The 24,834-nt window shown below is 71.7% G+C and carries 21 protein-coding genes and 1 pseudogene; 18 read left to right on the top strand and 4 right to left on the bottom strand.

Annotation, left to right across the window (positions count from 1 at the left end):
• Window positions 1-110: 110 nt before the first annotated feature.
• From rsmD to mutM, 7 genes are all read left to right on the top strand, one after another.
• A complete protein-coding gene (gene rsmD, locus JEK78_RS04815) occupies window positions 111-698 on the top strand; it encodes a 16S rRNA (guanine(966)-N(2))-methyltransferase RsmD (protein ID WP_200262853.1) in 588 nt (195 codons plus the stop codon).
• Window positions 699-724: 26 nt separating this feature from the next.
• On the top strand, window positions 725-1,204 hold the full coding sequence (coaD, locus tag JEK78_RS04810; protein WP_200263997.1) for a pantetheine-phosphate adenylyltransferase: 480 nt from the start codon (window positions 725-727) through the stop codon (window positions 1,202-1,204).
• A 99-nt stretch (window positions 1,205-1,303) separates the two neighbouring features.
• Entirely contained in the window at window positions 1,304-2,422 is a 1,119-nt protein-coding gene (locus tag JEK78_RS04805; protein ID WP_200262852.1) for a cell division initiation protein, read from the top strand.
• A 121-nt stretch (window positions 2,423-2,543) separates the two neighbouring features.
• Window positions 2,544-3,188: a YceD family protein gene (locus JEK78_RS04800; RefSeq protein WP_200262851.1), complete on the top strand. Its 645-nt coding sequence runs from the start codon at window positions 2,544-2,546 to the stop codon at window positions 3,186-3,188.
• 2 nt (window positions 3,189-3,190) lie between these two features.
• Window positions 3,191-3,364, top strand: a complete 174-nt coding sequence (gene rpmF / locus JEK78_RS04795; protein WP_003951102.1) for a 50S ribosomal protein L32 — start codon at window positions 3,191-3,193, stop codon at window positions 3,362-3,364.
• Between the two features lie 7 nt (window positions 3,365-3,371).
• A complete protein-coding gene (rnc, locus tag JEK78_RS04790) occupies window positions 3,372-4,196 on the top strand; it encodes a ribonuclease III (RefSeq protein WP_200262850.1) in 825 nt (274 codons plus the stop codon).
• A gap of 76 nt (window positions 4,197-4,272) precedes the next feature.
• Window positions 4,273-5,145: a bifunctional DNA-formamidopyrimidine glycosylase/DNA-(apurinic or apyrimidinic site) lyase gene (gene mutM / locus JEK78_RS04785; protein WP_200262849.1), complete on the top strand. Its 873-nt coding sequence runs from the start codon at window positions 4,273-4,275 to the stop codon at window positions 5,143-5,145.
• A 70-nt stretch (window positions 5,146-5,215) separates the two neighbouring features.
• On the opposite strand, the gene JEK78_RS04780 is transcribed toward mutM, so the two are convergent.
• On the bottom strand, window positions 5,216-6,394 hold the full coding sequence (locus JEK78_RS04780; RefSeq protein ID WP_200262848.1) for a CAP domain-containing protein: 1,179 nt from the start codon (window positions 6,392-6,394) through the stop codon (window positions 5,216-5,218).
• Between the two features lie 207 nt (window positions 6,395-6,601).
• On the opposite strand from JEK78_RS04780, the gene JEK78_RS04775 reads away from it, so the two are divergent.
• The 3 genes from JEK78_RS04775 (at window position 6,602) to smc (ending at window position 11,269) form a co-directional block, all read left to right on the top strand.
• Window positions 6,602-6,883, top strand: coding sequence for an acylphosphatase (locus JEK78_RS04775; RefSeq protein WP_200262847.1), 282 nt, complete (start codon window positions 6,602-6,604; stop codon window positions 6,881-6,883).
• A 376-nt stretch (window positions 6,884-7,259) separates the two neighbouring features.
• Window positions 7,260-7,463: a hypothetical protein gene (locus JEK78_RS04770; RefSeq protein ID WP_200262846.1), complete on the top strand. Its 204-nt coding sequence runs from the start codon at window positions 7,260-7,262 to the stop codon at window positions 7,461-7,463.
• Between the two features lie 248 nt (window positions 7,464-7,711).
• Complete coding sequence (gene smc / locus JEK78_RS04765) at window positions 7,712-11,269, top strand: chromosome segregation protein SMC (protein ID WP_200262844.1); 3,558 nt, start codon at window positions 7,712-7,714, stop codon at window positions 11,267-11,269.
• On the opposite strand, the gene JEK78_RS04760 is transcribed toward smc, so the two are convergent.
• A complete protein-coding gene (locus tag JEK78_RS04760; RefSeq protein WP_200262843.1) occupies window positions 11,247-12,284 on the bottom strand; it encodes an LLM class flavin-dependent oxidoreductase in 1,038 nt (345 codons plus the stop codon). The genes smc and JEK78_RS04760 overlap by 23 nt on opposite strands.
• A gap of 57 nt (window positions 12,285-12,341) precedes the next feature.
• On the bottom strand, window positions 12,342-13,796 hold the full coding sequence (locus JEK78_RS04755; RefSeq protein ID WP_200262842.1) for a cytosine permease: 1,455 nt from the start codon (window positions 13,794-13,796) through the stop codon (window positions 12,342-12,344).
• 203 nt (window positions 13,797-13,999) lie between these two features.
• On the opposite strand from JEK78_RS04755, the gene ftsY reads away from it, so the two are divergent.
• The 3 genes and pseudogenes from ftsY (at window position 14,000) to JEK78_RS04745 (ending at window position 15,925) form a co-directional block, all read left to right on the top strand.
• Window positions 14,000-15,205: a signal recognition particle-docking protein FtsY gene (ftsY, locus tag JEK78_RS04750; RefSeq protein ID WP_200262841.1), complete on the top strand. Its 1,206-nt coding sequence runs from the start codon at window positions 14,000-14,002 to the stop codon at window positions 15,203-15,205.
• A gap of 38 nt (window positions 15,206-15,243) precedes the next feature.
• Window positions 15,244-15,534, top strand: a pseudogene (locus JEK78_RS23215) (recombinase family protein); the annotation flags it as partial.
• Complete coding sequence (locus tag JEK78_RS04745) at window positions 15,482-15,925, top strand: zinc ribbon domain-containing protein (RefSeq protein ID WP_347341201.1); 444 nt, start codon at window positions 15,482-15,484, stop codon at window positions 15,923-15,925. The pseudogene JEK78_RS23215 and the gene JEK78_RS04745, both read left to right, overlap by 53 nt.
• Window positions 15,926-15,991: 66 nt before the next feature.
• Here the strand turns inward: JEK78_RS04745 and JEK78_RS04740 are convergent, their stop codons facing one another.
• Window positions 15,992-16,669, bottom strand: coding sequence for a bifunctional DNA primase/polymerase (locus JEK78_RS04740; protein ID WP_200262840.1), 678 nt, complete (start codon window positions 16,667-16,669; stop codon window positions 15,992-15,994).
• 444 nt (window positions 16,670-17,113) lie between these two features.
• Here JEK78_RS04740 and JEK78_RS04735 point away from each other — a divergent pair, with 444 nt between their 5' ends.
• From JEK78_RS04735 to ffh, 5 genes are all read left to right on the top strand, one after another.
• On the top strand, window positions 17,114-18,592 hold the full coding sequence (locus JEK78_RS04735; protein ID WP_200263996.1) for a hypothetical protein: 1,479 nt from the start codon (window positions 17,114-17,116) through the stop codon (window positions 18,590-18,592).
• Between the two features lie 308 nt (window positions 18,593-18,900).
• The gene (locus JEK78_RS04730) at window positions 18,901-20,187 is read left to right on the top strand and encodes an ammonium transporter (RefSeq protein ID WP_200262839.1); all 1,287 of its coding nucleotides are present in this window, start codon (window positions 18,901-18,903) and stop codon (window positions 20,185-20,187) included.
• The gene (locus tag JEK78_RS04725) at window positions 20,184-20,522 is read left to right on the top strand and encodes a P-II family nitrogen regulator (RefSeq protein ID WP_200262838.1); all 339 of its coding nucleotides are present in this window, start codon (window positions 20,184-20,186) and stop codon (window positions 20,520-20,522) included. The genes JEK78_RS04730 and JEK78_RS04725 overlap by 4 nt, the downstream gene beginning before the upstream one ends.
• Before the next feature lie 23 nt (window positions 20,523-20,545).
• Complete coding sequence (locus JEK78_RS04720) at window positions 20,546-23,008, top strand: [protein-PII] uridylyltransferase (protein ID WP_200262837.1); 2,463 nt, start codon at window positions 20,546-20,548, stop codon at window positions 23,006-23,008.
• Between the two features lie 158 nt (window positions 23,009-23,166).
• Entirely contained in the window at window positions 23,167-24,714 is a 1,548-nt protein-coding gene (ffh, locus tag JEK78_RS04715) for a signal recognition particle protein (RefSeq protein WP_200262836.1), read from the top strand.
• Window positions 24,715-24,834 lie beyond the last annotated feature (120 nt).

Here is a 24,834-nt window from a genome sequence, read left to right as displayed (position 1 = left end):
CCGCACCCGCCGACCGACCCCGTCGGGCCGCACGCCGCGCCCCCTGTCACCGCCGCCGCGCCTGCCACACTGGGGAGCCACACGTCCCCTCCACCAAGGATTCGACACAGATGACCCGCGTGATCGCCGGCGTGGCCGGCGGACGCCGACTCGCCGTCCCTCCCGGGACGGGGACCCGCCCCACGTCGGACCGGGCCCGCGAGGCCCTCTTCTCCACCTGGCGGTCGCTCCTGGGGCGGCCCTTGTGCGGCGAGCGCGTGCTCGACCTGTACGCGGGCTCGGGCGCCGTCGGTCTTGAGGCGCTGTCCCGGGGCGCGAGTCACGCCCTGCTCGTCGAGGCGGAGCCGCGTGCCGCCCGCACAGTCCGGGAGAACGTCCGCGCCCTCGGTCTGCCCGGCGCGGAGGTCCGGATCGGTCAGGCCGAGCGGATCGTCCGCGGCGCCCCGCCGGAGCACCCTTTCGACATGGCCTTCCTCGACCCTCCCTACGCCGTCGCGGACGACGATCTTCGAGAGATCCTGATCACACTCCTCGCACGAGGGTGGCTCGCCGTCGAGGCCCTCGTCACCGTGGAGCGCGGTAGCAGGGGCGGCGAATTCGACTGGCCGGAGGGCATCCGGGCGCTCCGCTCCCGTCGCTACGGCGAGGGCACGCTTTGGTACGGTCGCGCCGCCTCACCGTGCGACCACGCACGATGACCGGACCGGAGAGCGAGGGATCACCAGTGCGCCGCGCCGTCTGCCCCGGGTCGTTCGACCCGATCACCAACGGACACCTCGACATCATCGCCCGTGCCTCCAGGCTGTACGACGAGGTCTACGTGGCGGTGATGATCAACCAGTCCAAGCGGGGGCTGTTCGAGATCGAGGAACGCATCGACCTCATCCGCGAGGTCACGGCCGAGTACGGGAACGTCCGGGTCGAGTCGTTCCACGGTCTGCTCGTCGACTTCTGCCGGGCACGCGACATCCCCGCCATCGTCAAGGGCCTGCGCGCCGTCAGCGACTTCGACTACGAGCTGCAGATGGCCCAGATGAACAACGGCCTCTCCGGTGTGGAGACCCTCTTCATTCCCACCAACCCCACCTACAGCTTCCTCTCCTCGTCCCTGGTCAAGGAGGTGGCCACCTGGGGTGGTGACGTCGCTCACCTGGTCCCGCCCGCGGTCCTGGCCGCGCTGGACACGCGGTTGGGAGACCGCTGAGGCGGACCCGCCCCCGAGGCGGTCCCCCTCCCGCGGTGCGGCGCCGTACAGTCGTCTTCCGTCCGACCATCCAGTCGCGTAGGGAGTGGCGAGCACACGGTGGACGTGCAGAAGAAGCTGGACGAGATCGTCACCTTGGTCGCGGGTGCCCGCGCCATGCCCATGTCGGCCTCGTGCGTGATCAACCGCGCCGGTCTCCTCGCGCTGCTCGACGAGGTGAGAGACGCCCTGCCGGGCTCCCTGGCCAGGGCCGAGGAGTTGATCGGCGATCGCGACCAGGTGGTCACCCGGGCCCGGGAGGAGGCCGACCGGATCATCGGTGCCGCGCACGCCGAACGCGGCTCCCTCGTCTCCGACACGGAGGTGGCACGCCGGTCGAGGGCCGAGGCCGATCGGATGCTCGCCGAAGCCCGCGAGGAGGCGGAGGCGATCCGCGCCGAGGCCGACGAGTACGTCGACTCCAAGCTCGCCAACTTCGAGGTGGTCCTGACCAAGACGCTCGGATCGGTGGGTCGCGGACGGGAGAGGCTCCTGGGCGGTGATCTCCCGAGCACCGGCGGCGGCAACCTCGACTCCGAGGACGACTACCCTCGGCGCGGTCAGGACCCGGAGTCCGGCCGCCAGGACGCCGACGCGTACGTCGACGCCAAGCTGGGTGCCTTCGAGTCGGTGCTCACCGCCACCCTGGAGGCCGTGGGACGAGGCCGGGAGAAGCTGCACGGCCGGATCGCGACCGACGACCTCGGCGCTCTCGCCGAGGAGTCGAGCCCGTCGAGGTACTCCAGCGACGCCGACTACCTGGCCGACCTCGCGGCCCCCGCCGACACCCCCGCCGACCGCGGGGCGACGGTGCCCGCGCCGCGTGCCCAGGAGCCCGGCAAGGGTTACTCGCATACGCCGGTGCCTGCGCCGCGCGTCCGCATGTCGCGGACGGAGGACTACGCCGAGCCACCGACACCGGTGTCGCCGGGCGCCCCGGAACCCTATGGATACGGCCCTGGGTACGCCGCCTACGCCGACGGTCGATCCGCCGAGCCTTACGGCGGGTATCAGGGGTACGGCGACGGAGTGGGGGGCTACGGCGTCGCCGCCTACGATCCGGCGGCCCCCGGCGATGCGAGGGGCGGCTACCCGGACACCGACCCCTACGGGACCGCCGAGGTCGGCCCTGAGCAGCCGATTCGCTATGATCCGCCCTACGACGAGGGGGGCCGCTGAGGCCGGGTTGGGTCAACGGCGGAAGGTCCAGTATCCTGGCTCTTCGGTCGCGCGCACGTCAGCGATCAGCGCTGCCCCGTCGCCGGCGGCAGCTCACCGAGCCCGAAGATCGAAAGCAGGAATGGCTCTGAACGCCCGCCTCGACCACCGTGACCCCCTCGTGATCGACACTCATGAGCTGGGTCGTCGACCCGGTGCGATGAGGCGGCTGACCCGGGACCTCGACGCCCCGGCGGAGCTGGGGATCGCCGGGGTCGTCGGAGTCCCGGAGGGCGCTCCGCTGGAGCTGGACCTTCGGCTCGAGTCGGTGATGGAGGGTGTCCTCGTCACGGGCACCGGCCGTGCACGGGCCACGGGGGAGTGCGTAAGGTGTCTGGAGCCGGTCGAGCTGGAGCTCGAAGCGGATTTCCAGGAGATGTTCTCGTACCCTGACGCCGACGACCGGGGCCGCGTGATCGCGGAGCCCGGCGACGACGCCGAGGACGACGAGGACAGGCTCCATGTCGAGGACGGCTTGATCGGCCTCGAACCCGTGCTGCGTGACGCGGTGGTGCTCGCACTGCCGATGCGGCCGGTGTGCCGGGAGGACTGTCCCGGGCTGTGCGCCGAGTGTGGAGCACGGCTCGCGGACGACCCGGGACACCACCATGACGCCGTCGACATCCGTTGGGCGGCACTGCAGGGACTCGCCGAATCCATCAGGGACGGCGAGAACGACGAGAAGAGCGGCGCCGAACCGGGCGTCGACGAGAAGCAGGAGAAGTAGCCGTGGCTGTTCCGAAGCGGAAGATGTCGCGCAGCAACACGCGCCACCGCCGGTCGCAGTGGAAGGCTGCGGTCCCCACCCTGGTTGCGTGTGAGCGCTGCCACGAGCCCAAGCAGCAGCACATCGCGTGCCCGTCATGTGGCACCTACAACAAGCGCCAGGTCCTCGAGGTCTGAGCGGCTGGTGACAGGCACTGTGTCCACTGCCAAGAAGACGGAAGACCCCCAGTCGGCTCCTCCTGTCAGGAAGAAGGCGGACAACCAGGCCTCGTCCCACACGCTTCTGGAGGGGCGGCTCGGCTACCAGGTCGAGTCCGCCCTTCTGGTGCGTGCGCTGACGCACCGGAGTTACGCGTACGAGAACGGCGGCCTCCCCACGAACGAGCGGCTGGAGTTCCTGGGGGACTCCGTCCTCGGTCTCGTGGTCACGGACACGCTGTATCGCACCCACCCCGACCTGCCCGAAGGCCAGTTGGCCAAGCTACGGGCCGCCGTGGTCAACTCGCGCGCGCTGGCGGGGGTCGGACGCGGGCTCGACCTGGGTTCCTTCATCCGGCTCGGCCGCGGCGAAGAGGGCACGGGCGGACGGGACAAGGCATCCATCCTCGCCGACACCCTGGAGGCCGTGATCGGCGCGGTGTACCTCGACCGGGGACTGGACGCGGCGTCCGAATTGGTGCACCGACTCTTCGATCCGCTGATCGAGAAGTCCTCTGGTCTCGGTGCCGGTCTGGACTGGAAGACCTCGTTGCAGGAACTCACCGCCACCGAAGGGTTGGGTGTCCCCGAGTACCTCGTGTCGGAGACGGGCCCCGACCACGAGAAGGTCTTCACCGCTGCCGCCCGCGTCGGAGGCGTCTCGTACGGCACCGGCACCGGCCGCAGCAAGAAGGAGGCGGAGCAGCAGGCCGCCGAGACCGCTTGGCGGTCAATCCGGTCCGTCGCCGATCGACGCGCGGTGGACGCGGCCGATCCCCCCCATGGCGCCCCGCCGTCGCCCGGCACCTGAACACGAGGGCGCCGAACGACCGTCCGCCGCGGTCGCCGACCCGCGCGGGCGGCGTCATGGCACACCGGGAGGAACGATGCCGGAGCTGCCCGAGGTCGAGGTCGTGCGGCGCGGCCTGTACAGGTGGGTCGCCGGCAGGACGATCGACACCGTCGAGGTGTTCCACCCCCGCGCGGTGCGCAGGCACCCCGGCGGGCCCGAGGACTTCGCGCTTCGGACCGCCGGACACCTCATCGGCCCGCCCGGCCGCCGCGGGAAGTACCTCTGGCTGCCGCTTGAGGAGACCGGGCAGGCGGTCCTGGCCCACCTCGGCATGAGCGGCCAGCTTCTGGTCCGGCCCGACGGCGCTCCGGACGAGCGGCACCTGAGGGCGCGATTCCGGTTCGCGGACGATCTCGGAACCGAGCTCCGCTTCGTCGACCAGCGCACCTTCGGCGGGCTGTCTTTGCACGACACCAGGGGCGACGGCCTGCCGGAAGCCGTCGGACACATCGCCCGGGACCCGCTCGACCCGCGCTTCGACGCGGAGGCCTTCCAGAGGGCACTGCGCGGGAAGCGGACCACGGTCAAACGAGCGCTGCTCGACCAGTCACTGATCAGTGGGGTCGGCAACATCTACGCGGACGAGGCGCTGTGGCGGGCTCGCCTGCACCACGACCGCCCCACCGCCACCCTGGGCCGCGACCGGAGCCTGGCCTTGGTCGACCACGCTCGCGACGTGATGTCCGACGCGCTGGCCGAGGGCGGTACCAGCTTCGACAGCCTCTACGTCAACGTCAACGGCGAATCCGGCTACTTCGACCGATCACTGGACGCCTACGGGCGCGAAGGCGCGCCCTGTCGTCGCTGCGACACCCCGATACGGCGCGTGGCGTGGATGAACCGCTCCAGCCATTTCTGCCCGAGGTGCCAGCCACCACCTCGCCCGGTCCGGCGGTCGGACCACTGAGGGGCCGTGGTCGGCCCCGACACGGCCTCACGCGAGCTCATCGGAGTTCGGGGCAGCCCGGCGGGAACGGTCAGTAGCCGAAGTCCTGTGTCCACCAGGGGCCGCCCGAACCGAAGTGGACCCCCACCCCCAGGGTGCGGAAGTCGCAGTTCAGTATGTTGGCGCGGTGGCCCGGGCTGCTCATCCACGCGTCCACCACCGTCGCCGCGTCCGCTTGGCCGCGGGCGATGTTCTCCCCGCCCAGGTCGGCTATCCCGGCTTGTTCGGCGCGGTCCCAGGGGGTCGTCCCACCTGGGGCGGTGTGGTCGAAGAAGCCCTGTTCGGCCATGGCCCGGCTGAAGTCGCCCGCCATCCCCGCGAGAGCCCCGTCCGTTTCGAGCGGGCGGCAGCCGGCCTGGGCCCGCTCGATGTTGACCAGCCTCACCACCTCGGCCTCGGCGACTCCCTCCGGCGGCTCCGTCGCGGGTGCCGCGGGCCGCTCCGCCTCCTCGATCTCCCGGGGAATCGATTCCGGGTCGTTCACGTCGTCGGCGGCGGACGGCGCGCGTGGATCCTCGGCGTCCCGTGGGCCCTCGGCTTCGGGCGTCGTCGTCGACGGAGCCGGGGCCTCCGTCTCGTCGGCCTCAGGCGTGGCGATCGGCGCGTCGGGCACGGCCGGCGAGGGGTCCTCGGAGGGGAGGACGGTCCGCTCCCGGTCTCGGCTGGTGCCCGTGTCCCCGCGTTCTGCTTCCCCAGCCTCGGTGGTGCCGTCGTGCGGGGCGGCGTCTCCGGTCGGTGCCGCCGCCTTGGCCGGTTCGTCCCCGCCCTCCCCCGACCCGATGCGGTAGTCGTCGAGGCCGGGGACCACGCCGGTGGCGACCGCGATCGTGCCGAAGGCGACGGCGGCGGTGGCGCCTAGCAGGCCGGTACGGAGCGGATCCGCCACCGGGCGGGGACGGCGGCGTCGGTGCGCGGGGACTCGACGACCTCCGGTGTCGGGCGCGAAGCCGTGACGGTGGGAGAGGCCGACGCTCCGCCCGACCTCCGCCGGGGTGGAGGAGTCCTCGCCCCGAGCGAACGCGTAGGCTTGGTCGGCTCGCGCCCGCTCGGCGGCGTCGGGGTCCAGGTAGAGGGCGATGCCCACCGGGTGCTCTTCCGTCGGGCCCGGTCGCGTGGGGTCGCCGTCGGGCGTCGGCGCCGCCGCGGCGGATGCTTCCCCCCGGTGGTCCGTGTCGGAGTTCGGGGTGTCGGAGCGTCGATGGCGTCCCATGTCGTGCGCCTTCCTGGTCCGCGCTCGAACCTTCGTCACGATGCTCCGGTGGGGCTTCGGCGCGACGACCGGTCGGCCTGGCGCGAGGAGCATCACTAAACTCACCTGATCGAGTGAGTTTCATATGAGTTCATTGGGTCGGGACGGTACCGCATGGCGCAGAGGGTGGAAGTGTCCGGAACGACATCGGCCGGTCCCGTCGCATCCGTGAGCGAAGATGTTCGCCTGCTCGTGTGGGTGCGGGGGTGCGTGCAGGGTGTGGGTTTCCGCTGGTTCACCCGGGCCCGGGCGCTCGAGGTCGGCGACGTGACCGGCTTCGCGCTCAACCTGGCCGACGGGCGGGTGCAGATCGTCGCGGAGGGGCCGAGGGCTTGCTGCGAGGACTTGCTGAACTGGTTGCGCGGTGGCGACACGCCCGGACGGGTCGATGGTGTCACCGAGATCTGGGACACACCGCGCGGTCGGTACGAGGGATTCGCCATCCGCTGATCGCGCCGGTCTCGCCGCCCGCCCGACCGGTGAAGGCCGTCTCAGGTGGACAAGTGCGCCGCAAAACGGCAGGTGACCGGCGAGGGGCGGACACCGGGAAGGGATGCGGACGCGACCGGGGTGTCCGGCGACAGTCCGACCCCGGTCGACGCGGGTACCCGGAGGGGTGGCTCGGGCCGTCGGTCGAGCCCCGACGGCGGGTGTGATCGTGTTGACCGTCAAACTTTTTGGTGAGACGCTGAAAGTCCCCGCGCACCTCGGCTGTTTGGCATGGATGAACGGCAGAGACAAGTGAAGAGTGTCAGGCACCCGGGTGCGTAACCCCTACGACCCAAACCGCTACGGTCGGTCACTCATTTGTGGAGGACCATCCATCATGGCAAAGGCGCTTCTCGGTTACGTCGGCGGCTCGGACCCTCGACTCCTCGCCGAGATGCGACGGCTCCAGCAGCGTGTCCAAGACCTGGAATCCGAGCTCGTGCGCATCCAGGCGGAGAACGAGGCACTGGCGGCCGCCGCTTCTCATGACAGGATCATGGAGAGCGTTGACGCACACCAGGCGGAGCCCGCGCTGACCTGATCACCGCTCCGCGCAGAAAAGGCGGCGGGCTGTGATCGGTCCATTCTGTCCTGCTCCATCGCCTCGTTGTCAGGGACGCCCCAGGCGTCCCTGTCCCATGTCGAGCCGCAGACCGTCTCGACCCCTTCGGGCGTATCCCCCTCCTCGCCTTCTCTAACGTCTGATGTGCCCGACCCGTTCACCGGTGAAACCGCGAGGATCCGAAGGGTCGTGGAGGGAGCCGATCCGGGCCGGTAGAGTCCGACGGCGTGCACCTGAAGGCCCTGACCCTCCGTGGGTTCAAGTCGTTCGCCTCGGCGACCACGCTCCGCTTCGAGCCCGGGATCACCTGCGTCGTAGGCCCGAACGGATCAGGCAAGTCCAACGTCGTGGACGCCCTGAACTGGGTGATGGGCGAGCAGGGCGCGAAGTCGCTGCGCGGCGGCAAGATGGAGGACGTCGTCTTCGCCGGGACGGCCGATCGCCCCCCGCTCGGGCGTGCCGAGGTGTCGCTGACCATCGACAACGCCGACGGAGCCCTGCCCATCGAGTACGCCGAGGTCACCATCACCCGGGTCATGTTCCGCAACGGGGGCAGCGAGTACCAGATCAACGGCGACACCTGCCGCCTCCTCGACGTCCAGGAACTGCTCTCCGACTCCGGCATCGGCCGCGAGATGCACGTGATCGTCGGCCAGGGCCGGCTGGACTCCGTCCTGCGGGCCGACCCCATGGGCCGTCGGGCCTTCATCGAAGAGGCGGCAGGCGTCCTCAAGCACCGCAAGCGCAAGGAGAAGGCGCTGCGGAAGCTGGACGCGATGCAGGCCAACCTCGCACGCGTACGCGACCTCACGGAAGAACTCCGGCGACGACTCAAGCCGCTGGGAAGGCAGGCGGCGGTGGCCCGCCGCGCCGCCACGATCCAAGCCGATCTGCGCGACGCCCGACTGCGGCTGCTGGCCGACGACCTCGTCCGGCTCCGCGAGGCCCTGCGGGCCGAGATCGCCGACGAGGCCGCCCTGAAGGAGAGGAAGAACGCCGCCGAACGGGCACTGGCCGAGGCGCGGCACCGGGAGGAACGCTGGGAGGCCGAGGTTCGAGAACTCGGTCCGCGGTCGCGTCAGTCACAGCTCCACTGGCACGAGCTCTCCCGCCTCGCCGAGCGGGTGCGCGGCACCGTCTCGCTCGCCGAGGCCCGGTTCGACCGTGCCTCGGCCGAGCCACCGGAGGAGCGCCGGGGACGCGACCCGGAGGACCTGGAAGCGGAGGCCGCCCGGATCCGCGAGCGGGAGGTGGAGTCGCAGACGGCACTGGAGGCCGCTCGCAGGGCGCTGGGCGACGCCGTCTCCCACCGCGCCGAACTGGAGGAAGAACTCGCCGGGGAGGAGCGCCGACTCAAGGACGCGGCCCGTGCCGACGCCGATCGCCGCGAGGGCCTGGCCCGCCTGGAGGGCCAGGTGGCCGCGGCCCGATCCCGGGCGGCGGCGGCCGGAGCCGAGGTCGAACGGTTGGCCGCCACCCGAGACGAGGGCCACGCCCGTGCGGCGGCGGCCCGTGCCGAACACGAGGAGTGGCGCGTCCGGGTCGCCGCTCTCGATGCCGAGCACGCCGGGCTCGCCGCCTCGCGGGAGGCGGCCGAGGAACGACTGGACGCCGCGCGCCGGTCGCTGGAGTCCGCCCGTGAGGCCGGAACGGAGGCCGAGCGCCGCCACGCCGCGGCGCGGGCGAGGCATGAGGCCCTTTCCCTGGCGCTGCGTCGGCAGGACGGGACCCCGGCACTGCTGAGTGCCGGGGATCGGCTCACGGGCGTACTCGGGCCCGTCGCCGACCTGCTGCGTGTGGAGCCCGGTCACGAGACGTCGCTCGCCGCCGCCTTGGACGCGGCGGCCGAAGCCGTGGCCGTCCGGGGTCTGGGTCCCGCCGTCGACGCTCTCCGGGCGCTGCGCAAGGACGACGCCGGCCGGGTGGTTCTGCTGCTGGCGGGCGAGGCCGTGGACGACGCTCCCGCGGTGGTCGTCCCGGCCGGGCTCCGCTCCGCCGCCGATCTGGTGCGCGGTCCGGTCGAACTGATGCCCGCCGTGCGCCGACTGCTCGGCCGCACGGTGGTGGTCGACACCCTGGCGGAGGCCGAGGAGGTGGTCCGGGCCCGGCCGGCGTTGACCGCTGTCACCTCCGAGGGCGACGTTCTCGGGTCACTCCTCGCGCGCGGTGGAGCCGCCCGGGAACCCGGCCTGTTGGAGTTGCGGGCGTGTCTGGAGGAGACGGACGCCGAGTTGGTCGAGTTGGCCGCGCGTCGCGAGGGCCTGGCCGACGCGCGGACCGCTGCCGAGAGGAGCTTTCGGGAGCGTGCCACGAGCGTGGCGGAGCTGGGCGAGCGGATTCGGGTCGCGGACCGGGAGAGAGCCGCCGCGGACCAACGGCTGGCCCGCCTGGCCGGACAGGTCAGGGGTGCCGACGACGAGTCCGATCGCGCGCGGGGGGCCGCCGATCGCGCGCGGCGGGATCTTGAACGTGCGCGACAGGAGGCCGAGGAACTCGCCGAGCGACTCGCCGTCGCGGAGGAGCTCCCGACGGAGGAGGAGCCCGACACCTCGCGACGCGAGCGACTGGCCGCCGCCGGCGCCGATGCCCGACATGTCGAGATGGAGGCACGTCTCCAGCTCCGGACGCACGAGGAGAGGGCCAAGGCCCTCGCCGGTCGGGCCGACGCCCTAGACCGGGCGGCCCGCGGGGAGCGAGAGGTCCGCGCGCGTGCCGAGGGGCGGCGGGCTCGCCTGCGGGCGGAGGCGGCGGTAGCCGAGGCGGTCACCGAGGGGGCCCGGCGTCTGCTCGTGTGCGCCCAGGCGTCGGCCGATCGTGCCGATGCCGAACGGGTCGCGGCCGAGGAGGCGGAGGCCGATGCCGAGCGGGAGTTGGTGGCGGCGCGGACGGCGGCCCGGCAAGCGCGGGCCGAACTGGACAGTCTGACCGACTCGGTGCACCGGGGAGAGGTCCTCGGAGCCGAGAAGCGACTGCGCGTCGCCCAGTTGGAGACCAAGGCGCTGGAGGAGATGGGCGTCGAGCCGGACTCCCTGGTGGCCGACTACGGTCCCGGGCAGCCCGTCCCGGCCCCGGCGTCCGAGGGCTCCGACGACCGAGGGAGCACCGCCGAGCACGGCGCGGACGCCTCTCGGCCCTTCGTCCGAGCGGAGCAGGAAGAGCGTCTGAGGGCGGCCGAGCGCGCGTACCAGCGGTTGGGCAAGGTCAACCCGCTCGCTCTGGAGGAGTTCGCCGCCCTGGAGGAACGACACCGATTCCTCGGGGAACAGCTGGACGATCTGAAGAAGACGCGCGCCGATCTGCTCCGGGTGGTCAGGGAGGTCGACGAGAGAGTCGAGCGGGTGTTCGCGGAGGCCTTCGCCGACACCGCTCGCGAGTTCGAAGGTGTGTTCGGCCGGCTCTTTCCCGGGGGAGAGGGACGCCTGGTTCTCACCGACCCGGACGACCTGTTGCACACGGGCGTGGACGTGGAGGCCAGGCCGCCCGGCAAGAAGGTCAGGAGACTGTCGCTGCTGTCCGGCGGGGAGCGCTCGTTGACGGCCGTGGCCCTGCTGGTGTCGATCTTCAAAGCCCGGCCCAGCCCCTTCTACGTGATGGACGAGGTCGAGGCGGCGCTCGACGACACCAACCTGAGGCGCCTGATCCGGATCATGCGGGAGCTGCGCGAGGTCTCCCAACTGATCGTCATCACGCACCAGAAGCGCACGATGGAGGTCGCCGACGCCCTCTACGGGGTGTCCATGCGGGGCGACGGGGTGTCGAAGGTCATCGGTCAGCGCCTCCGCTAGCCCGGCCCGGACGGCTCGGGCCCGGGTCCCCGGCCCGCTCCCGGAGTCGAGGCAGAACCCGCTCGCAGAACAGTCGGACGCCGCGCCACCCCTCCTCCGGCGGCATCCCGCCGACCAGCGGATGCAGCACCGTTGCGGCGGAGTCCTGCGCGGCGAGTTCCACACACTCCTGCGGGGTCAGCACGCGGTACACGCCCTCCGCGCGCAGCTCCTCGACAGTGCGGGCGACCGACCGGACCGCCGTGCGCTGTCCGTCGGGTTGCCGGCAGGCGTACGTCCGCGCTTCGTGCAGGAAGTGGCCGCCGTACTCGGCCCACACGCGCTCCGGACGCTCGGCGACATGGATCAGGTGCGTCCGGGGGGCGGGCATCACCACGAAACCGCCCCCGCCGCGTGCCGCGCTCGCGGCCTCGTAGTACGCGGCCAGCTCGGGCAGGTGGGCGCTGGGGAAGAAGGGCAGCCCGAACCGCGCGGCCCGGCGCGCGGCGGGGCGCGAGGCGCCGCCGACCATGAGAGGGGGATGCGGGTCGGAGAAGGGGCGTGGGGTGACCCGGACGATCCGCCCGCGGTGGGTGAACTCCTCGCCGGTCCATGCCGCGAGAAGGGTCGCGAGCAATTCGTCCTGAAGTCGACCGCGTCGGGCGAAGTCCACCCCGGCCCGCGCGTACTCCTCCGGCCGGTAACCGACACCCACGACGGTCACCAGGCGCCCACCGCTCAGCAGGTCCAGCACGGCGATGTCCTCGGCCAGTCGCAGCGGGTCGTACAAAGGGCCGATGGCCGCCGACACCGTCACCGTGAGCCGTCGGGTGGCGCCGAGTACCGCCCCGGCGAAGGACAGGGGCGACGGGATCCAGTTGTCGGGGCAGCCGTGGTGTTCCTCGGTCTGCACCGCCGTGAGCCCGTGGTCGTCGGCGTAGGCGGCCATCTCCAAGGCGGCACGGTAGCGGGCGGCGAGCGAGGCGCGCGTGGCCGAGGGCTCGACCAGGTTGAACCGCATGACGGTGACCGACACGGGTGGGACTCCCCTCCTCCGGCGGGCGCGGAGGGGGGGACGCTAGCCGACGGAGGCTCAGTCCGCCAGGGTCGCGGGAACCTCGTCGCGTTCCTCGCGCGCCGGGGCGGGCACGGGGCCGGGCGGCTTGGGCAGCGCGAGGTAGAGCAGGCCGGAGACCAGGATCGTCGCCACCCAGCCCAGTCCGTACTCGCCGACGAAGTTGTTCGTGGCCAGCGGGCCGGTGAACCAGTCGGACGCCGTGAACATCAACCCGGCGGTCAACCCGATCGCCCAGGCCGCGCAGGCGGCGACGCAGAAACCGCCCCGGTACCAGTACGCGCTGGTGCGGCCGGTGTCGGCGAGCGCGCGCCCGTCGTAGTCGGTCCGCCGCAGCATGTCGGCGCCGAAGACGCCGACCCAGGCGGAGAACGCGACGGCCAGAAGCGACAGGAAGGCGATGAACGAACCGAGGAAGCTGGTCGCGGCCATGATCAGCACTCCGCCGAAGACCAGGGATATCAGCGCGTTGACGGAGACCGCCCAGTGGCGTGGCATCCGAAAGCCCAGGGTTTGAGCGGTGAAACCCGCCGAGTACATCGACATCGAGTTGATCATCAACATGCCGATCAGCGCGATCAGCAGGTAGGGCACCGCGAGCCAGGTCGGCAGGATCTCCCCGAGGAAGGAGACCGGGTCGGCCGCCGAGGCGAGGCCCGGGCTGGCCACGGCCATCACCATGCCCATGAGCACCATCGGCAGGACGACCACGCCCGCACCGCCCACGGTCACCCCCACGATGCCCTTGGCGGAGGCCGTGCGCGGGAGATACCGGGTGAAGTCGGGGGCCGACGGGATCCAACTGACGCCACCGGCCGCGATGATTCCGACGCCCGCGACCACCGCGGTCGTCGGCCCGGCCGGGCGGTCGAAGACCGCCGACCAGTCGGTGACGGCTATCAGGTGGGCGAGGACCAGCACCGTGAAGAGACCGAAGAGCGCAGTGGCATAGGCGCCCGCCCTGCGCACCGCGTGGATGCCCAGCCCGGAGATGGCGAAGGTGGCCACGACGAACGCGAACAGCATCGTCACGACCAGCACCGGGTTGGGGCGCACGCCGAACACGATGGCCAGGACCGTGAGCAGGGCGTACGCGCCCGCCACCGCGTTGATGGTCTCCCAGCCCCACCGGGCCACCCAGATCAGCGAACCGGGGAGCAGGTTGCCGCGCTGCCCGAACACCGCCCGGGACAGGGCCATGCCGGGCGCCCCACCACGCTTGCCGGCGATGCCGATGAGGCCCACGAGTCCGTAGGAGACGATCGGCGCCACGGCGGCCACGACGAGCGCCTGCCAGAAGTTCAGGCCGTACACCACGGCCAGTCCCGCGCCCATGGTGAGCAGCAGCACGCTGATGTTGGCACCGACCCAGGTCGGGAACAACCCCCGGACCCGGGCGGTCCGCTCCGCGTCGGGAATCTGCTCGATGCCCCGGGTCTCCAGCGTGCTTCCGGTTCTGGTCGTCCTGCTCATCTGGTGGCCGTGGCTCCCGGGACCCTCCCGCGCGGGTCGATCAGGGGTGGGGCGCGCACTCCGTGCGGGGGGAGGAGGCTCCCGTATCGTACTTTGGCGTAGGTGATCCCTTCCAGGGGCTTTTGTCCCTCGCGGGTGGTTCAGGGTGCCCCGTCGGGCGGCCGGCGTGGGTCCGGCGGGCCATGACTGATACTGGAGCGGTTATGGACATCGTCATCCTTGCTGTAGTCATCGCCGTGGTCGTGATCGGCGCGCTCGGCGGGCTCGTCGTGGGCACGCGCCGCGCGAAGCGCGTGCCACCGCCGCCCTCCGCTCCCGACCTGACCGCCCCGCCCGCCGAGCCGCACGTCGGCGACGAGGCCGAGAAACCGCGCGAGGAGCCGCGCCGGACGATCGAGGAAGTCGATCTTCCCGCCGAGGTCGCGCCCGTCGCGGAACCGCCCGTGGCCGACGAGGAGCCGGAGGCTCCCCGACTGGAGATCCCGGAACCCGCCGCCGGTCGACTCGTCCGGCTCCGATCCCGGCTGTCCCGCTCCCAGAACGCGCTCGGCAGGGGTCTGCTTACCCTCCTGTCCCGTGAACACCTCGACGAGGACACCTGGGAGGAGATCGAGGACACCCTGCTGACGGCCGATGTCGGAGTCCAGTCCACGCAGGAACTGGTGGAGCGGCTGCGTGAGCGCGTCAAGGTGCTCGGCACCCGCACGCCGGGGGAACTGCGCGCACTGCTCCGCGACGAATTGGTCGCGCTGGTCGGTGTCGAGCAGGACCGGACGGTCAGGACCGAGTCGGAGACCGGCGGACCGGGCGTCGTGATGGTGGTCGGAGTCAACGGAACCGGCAAGACCACCACCACCGGCAAGCTGGCCCGGGTGCTCGTCGCCGACGGCCGCACGGTCGTCCTCGGCGCCGCCGACACCTTCCGCGCCGCCGCCGCCGATCAGCTTCGGACCTGGGGTGACCGGGTGGGCGCCCACACGGTCCGCGGCCCCGAAGGCGGCGACCCCGCCTCCGTCGCGTTCGACGCGGTCAAGGAGGGCAAGGAGATCGGCGCCGACGTGGTGTTGATCGACACCGCCGGCCGACTGCACACCAAGACCGGTCTCATGGACGAGCTGGGCAAGGTGAAGCGCGTGGTGGAGAAGCAGGCGCCCCTCGACGAGGTGCTGCTGGTGCTCGACGCGACCACCGGCCAGAACGGACTCGTCCAGGCCAGGGTCTTCGCCGAGGTCGTGGACATCACGGGCATCGTGCTGACCAAGCTGGACGGCACGGCGAAGGGGGGCATCGTGGTCGCCGTCCAGAGGGAACTGGGGGTGCCGGTCAAACTCGTCGGGCTCGGAGAGGGCGCGGACGACCTCGCGCCGTTCGAGCCGGAGGCCTTCGTCGACGCACTGATCGGAGACTGAGCGATCGGCCGCGGATCGTCGATGTGCCCGCCCCGGAGGCGTCCGCGCGGGTCGTGGCGTACTGCCGGGTCTCTTCGGCGGACCAGGAAGCGGACCTCGACCGGCAGGTGGCCCGCGGGTCCAGGCGGCCACCGGGCTGGGCTTTCCGGTCGGGGAGGTCGTGACCGAGGTCGGGTCGGGGCTGAACGGGCGGCGGCGCGAGCTGCACCGGGTGCTGTGCGACCCGCAGGCCCGCGGTGATCGTGGTCGAGCACCGCGACCGGCCGGCCCGGTTCGGTGTCGAGCACCTCGAAGCGGCCCTGCCGGCGTCCGGGTGGCGCCTGGTCGTCCGGACGGCGCCACGCCACCCGCCTCGTGGTCGCGAACCGCTGGTACCCCTCCTCCAAGACCTGTTCCGGGTGCAAGACAGTGAAAGCCAAGCTGCCGCCGCACATGCGGACCTACGAATGCGACGCCTGCCACCTGGTCGTCGACCGGGACGACAACGCCGCGCTCAACCTCGCCGCTCTCGCGGCGGCCTGCGTGACCGGTACCGGAGTGGCCGGAGACCAGGGCACCGCCCCGGTGGTGTCGAAGCCTCGTGGAGCCGACCGTAGGACCCGCGCCACCCGCACCCGCCGCGAGGTGGGGGCGGGGCGGGCAGGCGGCGCGACCTCGCCCCACCAGCGGCAGACAGAAACGAGAGACCGTACTCAAGCCGAAGCTCTCACGCTTTGGTGACGAGACGGACCTTCCGGGCCGAAGTGCTCGGAATGCCGAGAGCCGCTGAGGCTCTGAGCGGCGGTTCTACCCGTCCCTGCACCTCCGTGAGCGGTGTGCCAGGTGCGCCAAGGTGCCCACGAGCAGTCGGGCCTCCGGCGGATCGACCGGGGCGTCGAGTGGGGGCCGCCTGAGCCACCGGACCGGACCCTCTCCCCCGTGGTCGCAGGGAGGGGCGGTCACGAAGGCGCCGGGCCCGAGGCACGTCAGGTCCAAGGCGAGCGGGTGGTCCCAACCCGTGCGGTACAGCAGTCGGGGCAGCTCCTTCGCGGCTCCCGGGGCGACGAGGAACAGGGCTCGACCTCGCGGCGTGACCATGACCGGCCCGCTCGGCAGTCCCATGCGCTCCAACCGGGCCAGCGCTCGCGCTCCCACCACGGCCGACACCTCCAGGATGTCGAAGGCCCTTCCGACCGGCAGCATCACGGAAGCCCCGGGCACCTCGGCCCATGCCCTGGCCACCTCGTCGGGGCCCGTGCCGGCGGGTAAACGGGCGTCGAGGTCGAGAGGGTGCGCGCCGGGGGTCGGGCAGCCTCGTCGCCCGCAGGAACACGAGCCGCCCGCCGCGCGTGCGCCCGGTACGACATCCCAGCCCCACAGCCTCGTGAACTCCGCGGCGACGGCGCACTCCGGTGGGTGCGCGCGTCGCAATCCGCCCCGAGCGAGTTCCCGCATGGTCCGACTGCCGCCGATCGCGAACCCCATACGCCGTCCAACGCCCGGACGGAGGCCCCGGTTACGCGCCGACCACCGGTCGTGACCTTCCGTGTGCGACGGTCGCCTCCGTGCGAGCCACCGACGGCGTGCGTCGCGCGGTTGGTGGTACGACTCGGTGGCGTGCGCCCCCGCGTGCTCTATCGCGCCCATGTCCCGGGTCCTTGGCCGTATACGGCACCCGATATGCGTCGGGCCCGGTTTCGAAGGGGTGGCGAATGGTGGCGTTTCCTGGAACGCCATGGCGACACGGGTGATCGTCGCATTACGTTGTGTGTACGAGGGCTCGAGACTCCTGGGTCGTGGGTATGCCGGAGGCAAGTCGGCCTCGTTCGAAGGATGACAGGGGTCGGACGTGCGTCCGCGACACCGGCATTCTGTTAGCGCCCGTCGCACGCGGCGAGGGGCGGTCGGCTGAGGGATGGGGGCGTGCCAGTGGGCGGCGACAGCGAGAACGGGAAGAACGTCGGCGGCGCCCCGCTGGCCGAGAAGCGCGCGAACGACCTGCTGACCTCCTGGTTCGTGCGTAGTGGCTGGTCCAAGGGCGAGCTTGCCCGCCAAGTCAACCGGCGCGCGCGGCGATTGGGCGCCAACCACGTCTCGACCGACACCTCCCGTGTGCGTCGCTGGCTGGACGGGGAGAACCCCCGGGAGCCGATCCCGCGCATCCTGGCCGAGTTGTTCTCCGAGCGGTTCGGCTCGGTGGTGTCGGTCGAGGATCTGGGGTTGCGGAGCGCCCGTCCGGCCCCGTCCGCGACCGGGGTCGACCTCCCCTGGACCGGTCCGCAGACCGTGGCACTGCTCAGCGAGTTCTCGCGGAGCGACCTGATGCTCGCGCGCCGAGGTTTTCTCGGTGCCTCGCTCGGTCTCAGCGCCGGACCGTCGCTCGTCGAGCCCATGCAGCGCTGGCTCGTCCCGGCCCCGGCCGGCGCCGGGAGCGAGTCGCCGCCCGCCGACACCGGGCGGATCCGGCTCTCCCGGCCGGAGTTGGACCTTCTGGAAACCACGACGGTCATGTTCCGCCGGTGGGACGCGCAGTGCGGGGGAGGACTGCGCCGCAAGGCCGTCGTCGGGCAGCTGCACGAGGTCACGGATCTGCTCCAAGAGCCTCACTCCGGTCCCACCAGGGCCCGCCTCTTCAAGGTCGCCGCGGAGCTCTCGGAGCTGGCGGGGTGGATGTCGTACGACATCGGGTTGCAGCCCACCGCGCAGAAGTACTTCGTCCTCGCGCTGCACGCCGCGAAGGAGGCCGGGGACCGACCGCTCGGCTCGTACATCCTCTCCAGCATGAGCCGTCAGATGATCCATCTGGGCCGTCCCGACGACGCCTTGGAGCTGATCCATCTCGCGCAGTACGGAAGTCGGGACTGCGCGAGCCCGCGTACCCAGTCCATGCTGTATGCGATGGAGGCCCGTGCCTACGCCAACATGGGGCAGCCGAGCCGCTGCAAGCGCGCCGTGCGGATGGCCGAGGACACCTTCGCCGAGGCCGCCGAGTGGGACGAGCCCGATCCCGACTGGATCCGCTTCTTCTCCGAGGCCGAGTTGTTCGGAGAGAACTCTCACTCCTTCCGCGACCTGGCCTACGTCGCCGGCCGGAGTCCGACCTACGCCTCGCTGGCGGAACCCCTGATGCGGCGCGCGGTGGAGTTGTTCGCCGCCGACGGGGAGTACCAGCGCTCCTACGCGCTCAATCTGATCGGCCTGGCCACTGTCCACCTGCTGCGCCGCGAGCCCGAGGAGGGCGCCTCGCTCGCCGCCCAGGCGGTACGGGTCGCCGGCAAGGTCCGCTCGGAACGCGTCAACACCCGCATTCGCAAGACGATCGACACCGCCGTGCGCGACTTCGGGGACCTGGCGGACGTGGTCGACCTCACCGAGCGCTCCGCCGGGGAGATCCCCGAGGCTGTCTGACTCTGCCGCTCCCAGTCCCCGGCCGTGGCCGGCCCTCCCGAACCGCCCGACTCGGCTCCCCCATCGCCAGGTCGTCGGAAGGCCGGCCGCGGCCGGACCCGTCGTGGCGGGCCGCACCACCGGGTCGTCGCCCCCATGCGGCGGTTCACCGAGACGTAACACACCGCGCCTGTTCGTCATCGCGGCGAAACGGCGACGGGCACCGGTCGAAACCGCGCCGCGTCAGTCTCGTGCCCACAACCGGCCCACCCCTCACCCCGCTCAGGCTTCGCGCACGGGGCCGTGTCCACGACGAGGAGATACCGGCATTGAACGGCACAGACACCGGATTCGTACTGATCAGCGCAGCGCTGGTCATGCTCATGACGCCTGGTTTGGCCCTGTTCTACGGCGGCATGGTCCGCTCCAAGAGCGTCCTGAACATGTTGATGATGTCCTTCATCTCGCTCGGGGTCGTCAGCGTCCTGTGGGTGCTGTACGGGCACTCCCTCGCCTTCAGCGGTGACTCGGGCGGATTCGTCGGCGATCTGGACATGGTCGGACTGCGGGGTGTGACCGCCGACAGCGTGATGGAGAACTTCGCCGGCGAGAACATCTCCGTCTTCGCCTTCTCCCTGTTCCAGATGCTGTTCGCGGTGATCACCGCCGCCCTGATCAGTGGAGCGCTGGCCGACCGCGTCAGGTTCGGCTCCTGGATGATCTTCATCGGACTCTGGGTCACCGTCGTGTACTTCCCCGTCGCCCACTGGGTCTGGGGCGGCGGTTGGCTGGCCGACCTCTCCCCGGCCGTGATCGACTTCGCGGGAGGCACGGCGGTCCACATCAACGCGGGCGTGGCCGGCCTCGCGGCGGTCCTCGTCGTCGGCAACCGCGTGGGTTTCAAGAGGGACCCGATGCGCCCGCACAACATGCCGCTCGTCCTGCTCGGGACGGCCCTGCTCTGGTTCGGCTGGTTCGGCTTCAACGCGGGATCCGAACTCGGCGTGGACGGGACCACCGCGCAGATGGCGATCAACACCCAGGTGGCCACCGCCGCCGCCGTCCTGGGCTGGCTGGCCTACGAGCGGATCCGACACGGGGCCTTCACCACGCTCGGCGCGTGCTCCGGCGCCGTGGCCGGACTCGTGGCCATCACCCCCGCCGGGGGCAACGTGAACGTCTTCGGTGCCCTGGCGATCGGCCTGGTGTCCGGAGTCGCCTGCTCGTGGGCCGTCAGCCTCAAGTACAGGCTGGGCTTCGACGACTCCCTCGACGTGGTGGGCGTCCACCTGGTGGGGGGACTGCTCGGCACCCTCATGGTCGGCCTCCTGGCGATCGACGGCGTCGGTGGCTGGGACCAGCTCGTCTCGCAGGCCGTCGGAGCCTTCGCGGTCATGGGCTACACCTTCGTGGTGACGCTGATCCTCGCCCTCGCCCTGCGGAAGACCATCGGCTTCCGCGCCCCCGAGGAGGACGAGGTCGGCGGCATCGACCAGGCCGCCCACGCCGAGACCGCCTACGACTTCAGCGGTGCCGGCGGAGGCGCCGCCCGCACCGCCGCCGCGGTCGCCCCCGGCGTCGCGTCCCAGGACCAGAGCAAGAAGGTTGAGGCATGAAGCTCATCACCGCCGTCGTCAAACCACACCGACTCGACGAGATCAAGGAAGCCCTCCAGTCCTTCGGCGTCCAAGGCCTCACGGTCACCGAGGCCAGCGGGTACGGCCGGCAACGGGGCCACACCGAGGTGTACCGGGGAGCCGAGTACACCGTCGACCTGGTCCCCAAGATCCGCATCGAGGTCCTCGTGGAGGACGAGGACGCCGACCAGCTCGTCGAGGTCGTGGTGAAGGCGGCTCGAACCGGAAAGATCGGAGACGGGAAGGTGTGGTCCGTGCCCGTCGAGACCGCGGTGCGGGTACGGACCGGCGAGCGCGGTCCCGACGCGCTCTGACACACCAGGACGGGAGTCGCCGGGTGGCACGTGTGGACGTGACGAAAGAGGCCGGGGACGCCGGCGCGGGCGGATACGCGGCGGCCCGCCTGCGCATCCTCACCGAGGACGCGCGGACGGGGGCGGTCCGACGCGCGGCCCTCGCCGAGGCCACCGACCGCTGGTTGGCCGGGCTCTTCACGACGGCTGCCCGCGGGCGGCCCGGCGTGGCCCTGATCGCGATCGGAGGGTACGGGCGAGGCGAGCTCTCGCCGCGTAGCGACCTCGACCTGCTCCTGCTCCACCATGGGGCCGAGTCCGGCCGCATCGCGGAGGTGGCCGACCGCCTCTGGTATCCCGTCTGGGATCTCGGCCTCTCCCTGGACCACTCCGTGCGCACACCGGCCGAGGCGCGCGAGACGGCGGGAGAGGACCTCAAGGTCCATCTCGGGCTGCTGGACGCCCGTCACATCGCGGGCGATCTCGGCCTCACCGCGGCGCTTCGCACCACCGTCCTGGCCGACTGGCGAAACCACGCCACACGCCGCCTCCCCGAGTTGCGGGAGATGTGCTCCGAACGCGCCGCGCGTCAAGGAGAGCTGCGCTTCCTGCTGGAACCCGACCTGAAGGAGTCACGCGGAGGACTGCGCGACACCACGGCCCTGCGAGCGGTGGCCGCCTCCTGGGTCGCCGACGCCCCGCGCCGGGGGTTGGGCGAGGCACGCCGCACACTGCTCGACGTCCGCGACGCCCTGCATCTGTCCACCGGCCGGGCCACCGACAGACTGGCGCTCCAGGAACAGGACCAGGTCGCGGCGGCCCTGGGGCTGCTCGACGCCGACAACCTGCTGCGCCAGGTGTACGAGGCGGCGCGTGTCGTCTCGTACGCGAGCGACGTCACCTGGCGCGAGGTGACCCGGGTGCTGCGCTCCCGATCGGCCCGCCCCCGCCTACGGGCCCTGCTTCCGGGTGGCCGGACCGCGGCAGCCCGCACCCCGTTGGCCGAAGGGGTGGTGGAGCAGGACGGTGAAGTGGGGCTGGCCCGCGCGGCCCGGCCCGACAGGGACCCGGTCCTGCCGCTGAGGGCCGCCGCGGCGGCGGCCCAGGCCGGTCTCCCGCTCTCGCCGCACGCCGTCCGGCACCTTGCCGCCACGGCGCGTCCGCTGCCCACACCCTGGCCCGCCGAGGCGCGGGAGCTGTTGGTGACCCTGCTCGGCTCGGGTCGACCCACCGTCGAGGTCTGGGAAGCCCTGGAGGCCGAGGGCCTCGTCGGCGCCCTGCTGCCCGATTGGGAGCGGATCCGTTGCCGTCCGCAACGCAACGCGGTGCACGTCTGGACGGTGGACCGCCACCTGATCGAGACCGTGGTGCGAGCCTCGGCACTCGCCCGTCGCGTGTACCGCCCCGACCTGCTGTTGGTGGCCGCCCTCCTCCACGACATCGGCAAGGGATGGCCGGGGGACCACAGCGTCGCCGGCGAGACGATCGCCGCCGACGTGGCCGGCCGCATCGGCTTCGACCGCGCGGACGCGGCCGTCGTCGCCACCCTGGTCCGGCACCACCTGCTTCTCGTCGACACCGCCACTCGACGGGATCTGGACGACCCCACCACCGTCCGGGTGGTCGTCGACGCCGTCCGATCACAGAGCACTCTCGACCTCCTCCACGCCCTCACGGAGGCGGACGCACTCGCCACGGGTCCCGCCGCGTGGTCGTCCTGGCGTGCCTCGCTCGTCGGGGACCTGGTGAAGCGGGTCTCCGGGGCGCTCCTCGGCGATCCGGCCCCCGCCCCCGAGCCGGCCACCCCCACCGCCGAGCAGGAACGGCTCGCCGTGGAGGCTCGGCGCGTCGACGGCCCTGTGCTGGCGCTGCGCACGCGGTCCGAACCGCCGACCGAGTGCGCCGTTCCCCGGACGACCTCCGACGCCGCACCGCGCCCCCTCGGGGTCGAGTTGCTGATCGCCCTGCCCGACCGTCCAGGGGTGTTGCCCGCGGTGGCCGGAGTGCTCGCCACGCATCGTCTGACCGTCCGCACGGCGGAGTTGCGCACCCTGCCGCTCCCCGACCGCGTCGGCGACGCCGTGCTGCTGCTGGAGTGGCGCATCGCCGCCGAGTACGGATCTCCACCCCAGGCGGCCCGCCTCCGCGCGGACGTGGTGAGGGCGCTGGACGGTGCTCTGGACATCGGCGCCAGACTGGCGGAGCGCGACGCGGCGCAGCCGCGCCGTCGGGGAGTCGTCGCCGCGCCGCCCCGGGTCGCCGTGGCGCCCGCCGCGTCGAGGCACGCCACCGTCATCGAGGTCCGGGCCCAGGACGCGCCGGGTCTGCTCTATCGCATCGGTCGGGAGTTGGAGGCAGCGGGGGTACGGGTGCGCAGCGCCCACGTCTCGACGCTGGGGGCCAACGTGGTCGACGCCTTCTACGTCACCGCGAGCGACGGCGCACCGCTGCCGGGGGACGCCGCCGCGTCGCTGGCGAGCGGCCTGGAGCGGGCACTCCGGGGGTGACGTGGGTGGCGTGTCCCACACCGGGCGCGCGAGGTCGCCGAGGACGTCCTCGGTGAAGGGCCGGGGGCGAGACGACGGGCGGGGGCGATCCGCCCGTCGCGCCGGATACCCTGGAGTGCGATCCACACCGACTCCGACTTCGAGGAACCGACGCCACCGTGTTCGATACCCTCTCCGACCGCCTCAGCGCGACGTTCAAGAGCCTCCGCGGCAAGGGCAGGCTGTCCGAGGCTGACATCGACGCCACGGCGCGCGAGATCCGTATCGCGCTCCTTGAGGCGGATGTCGCCCTGCCCGTCGTCCGGACGTTCATCAAGAACGTCAAGGAAAGGGCACTCGGAGCCGAGATCTCCAAGGCCCTCAACCCGGCACAGCAGTTCATCAAGGTCGTCAACGAAGAACTCGTCACCATCCTCGGCGGCGAGACCCGGCGGCTGCGCTTCGCCAAGCAGCCGCCCACCGTGATCATGTTGGCCGGTCTCCAGGGCGCGGGCAAGACCACGCTCGCGGGCAAGCTCGGGCGCTGGCTGCGGGAGCAGGGGCACTCCCCTCTGCTCGTCGCGTGCGACCTGCAACGCCCCAACGCCGTGAACCAGCTCGGTGTCGTCGCCGAGCGCGCGGGCGTGGCCGTCTACGCCCCGGAGCCGGGCAACGGCGTGGGCGACCCGGTCGAGGTCGCCCGGGACTCCGTCGAACACGCCAAGGCCAAGGTCCACGACATCGTGATCGTGGACACGGCCGGTCGCCTCGGCATCGATCAGGACATGATGCGGCAGGCCGCCGACATCCGGGACGCGGTCTCGCCGGACGAGATCCTCTTCGTGGTCGACGCGATGATCGGCCAGGACGCCGTGAACACGGCGGAGGCCTTCCGCGACGGCGTCGGCTTCGACGGTGTCGTGCTGTCCAAGCTCGACGGCGACGCCCGGGGTGGTGCGGCCCTGTCGATCCGACAGGTCACCGGCAAGCCCATCATGTTCGCGTCGAACGGCGAGAAGCTCGACGACTTCGACGCGTTCCACCCGGACCGGATGGCCTCGCGCATCCTCGACATGGGTGATCTCCTCACCCTGATCGAGCAGGCGGAGAAGACGTTCAGTCAGGAAGAGGCCGAGAAGATGGCCTCCAAACTGGCGTCCAAGAAGGGCCAGGACTTCACTCTGGACGACTTCCTGTCCCAGATGGAGCAGGTCCGGAAGATGGGCAGCATCAGCAAGCTGCTCGGCATGCTCCCCGGCATGGGGCAGATCAAGGACCAGATCAACAATCTGGACGAGCGGGACGTCGATCGCACCGCCGCCATCATCAAGTCCATGACGCCGGGCGAGCGACAGGACCCGACGATCATCAACGGCTCGCGCCGTGCCCGTATCGCGCGCGGTTCAGGGGTCGAGGTCAGCGCCGTCAAGGGCCTGGTCGAGCGGTTCTTCGAGGCCCGCAAGATGATGTCGCGGATGGCCCAGGGGGGCGGCATGCCCGGGATGCCGGGGATGCCCGGGGCGGGAGGCGGGCCCGGCCGTCAGAAGAAGCAGGCGAAGAAGGCCAAGGGCAAGCAGCGCTCCGGCAACCCCATGAAGCGCCGCCAGCAGGAACAGGAAGAGGCGGCGAGGCGCGCCGCCGCGCAGAGCGGTGGTGCCTTCGGTCTCCCGCAGCAGGGCGACAAGGACTTTGAACTGCCGGACGAGTTCAAGAAGTTCATGGGCTGACCCGCTGACCCGCTGACCCGCTGACCCGCTGACACTCCGGCCGCTCGGCGATGTCGAGCCGTCGGAGCGGCCGACCCGAGCCCTTGGTGGGCTCGGGTCCCGGCTTCGCGAGCGCGGTCC

Source organism: Streptomyces sp. HSG2 (assembly GCF_016598575.1).
Lineage (GTDB): Bacteria > Actinomycetota > Actinomycetes > Streptomycetales > Streptomycetaceae > Streptomyces.
This window is presented reverse-complemented; position numbering and strand designations above follow the sequence as displayed.

Coding starts and splice junctions, on each gene's coding strand:
- JEK78_RS04780 (WP_200262848.1), bottom strand. CDS start 6,394: ATGGGACGCCATCGACGCTCCGACACCCCGAACTCCGACACGGACCAC.
- rsmD (WP_200262853.1), top strand. CDS start 111: ATGACCCGCGTGATCGCCGGCGTGGCCGGCGGACGCCGACTCGCCGTC.
- JEK78_RS04755 (WP_200262842.1), bottom strand. CDS start 13,796: ATGAGCAGGACGACCAGAACCGGAAGCACGCTGGAGACCCGGGGCATC.
- JEK78_RS04800 (WP_200262851.1), top strand. CDS start 2,544: ATGGCTCTGAACGCCCGCCTCGACCACCGTGACCCCCTCGTGATCGAC.
- ftsY (WP_200262841.1), top strand. CDS start 14,000: ATGGACATCGTCATCCTTGCTGTAGTCATCGCCGTGGTCGTGATCGGC.
- mutM (WP_200262849.1), top strand. CDS start 4,273: ATGCCGGAGCTGCCCGAGGTCGAGGTCGTGCGGCGCGGCCTGTACAGG.
- JEK78_RS04725 (WP_200262838.1), top strand. CDS start 20,184: ATGAAGCTCATCACCGCCGTCGTCAAACCACACCGACTCGACGAGATC.
- JEK78_RS04740 (WP_200262840.1), bottom strand. CDS start 16,669: ATGGGGTTCGCGATCGGCGGCAGTCGGACCATGCGGGAACTCGCTCGG.
- JEK78_RS04770 (WP_200262846.1), top strand. CDS start 7,260: ATGGCAAAGGCGCTTCTCGGTTACGTCGGCGGCTCGGACCCTCGACTC.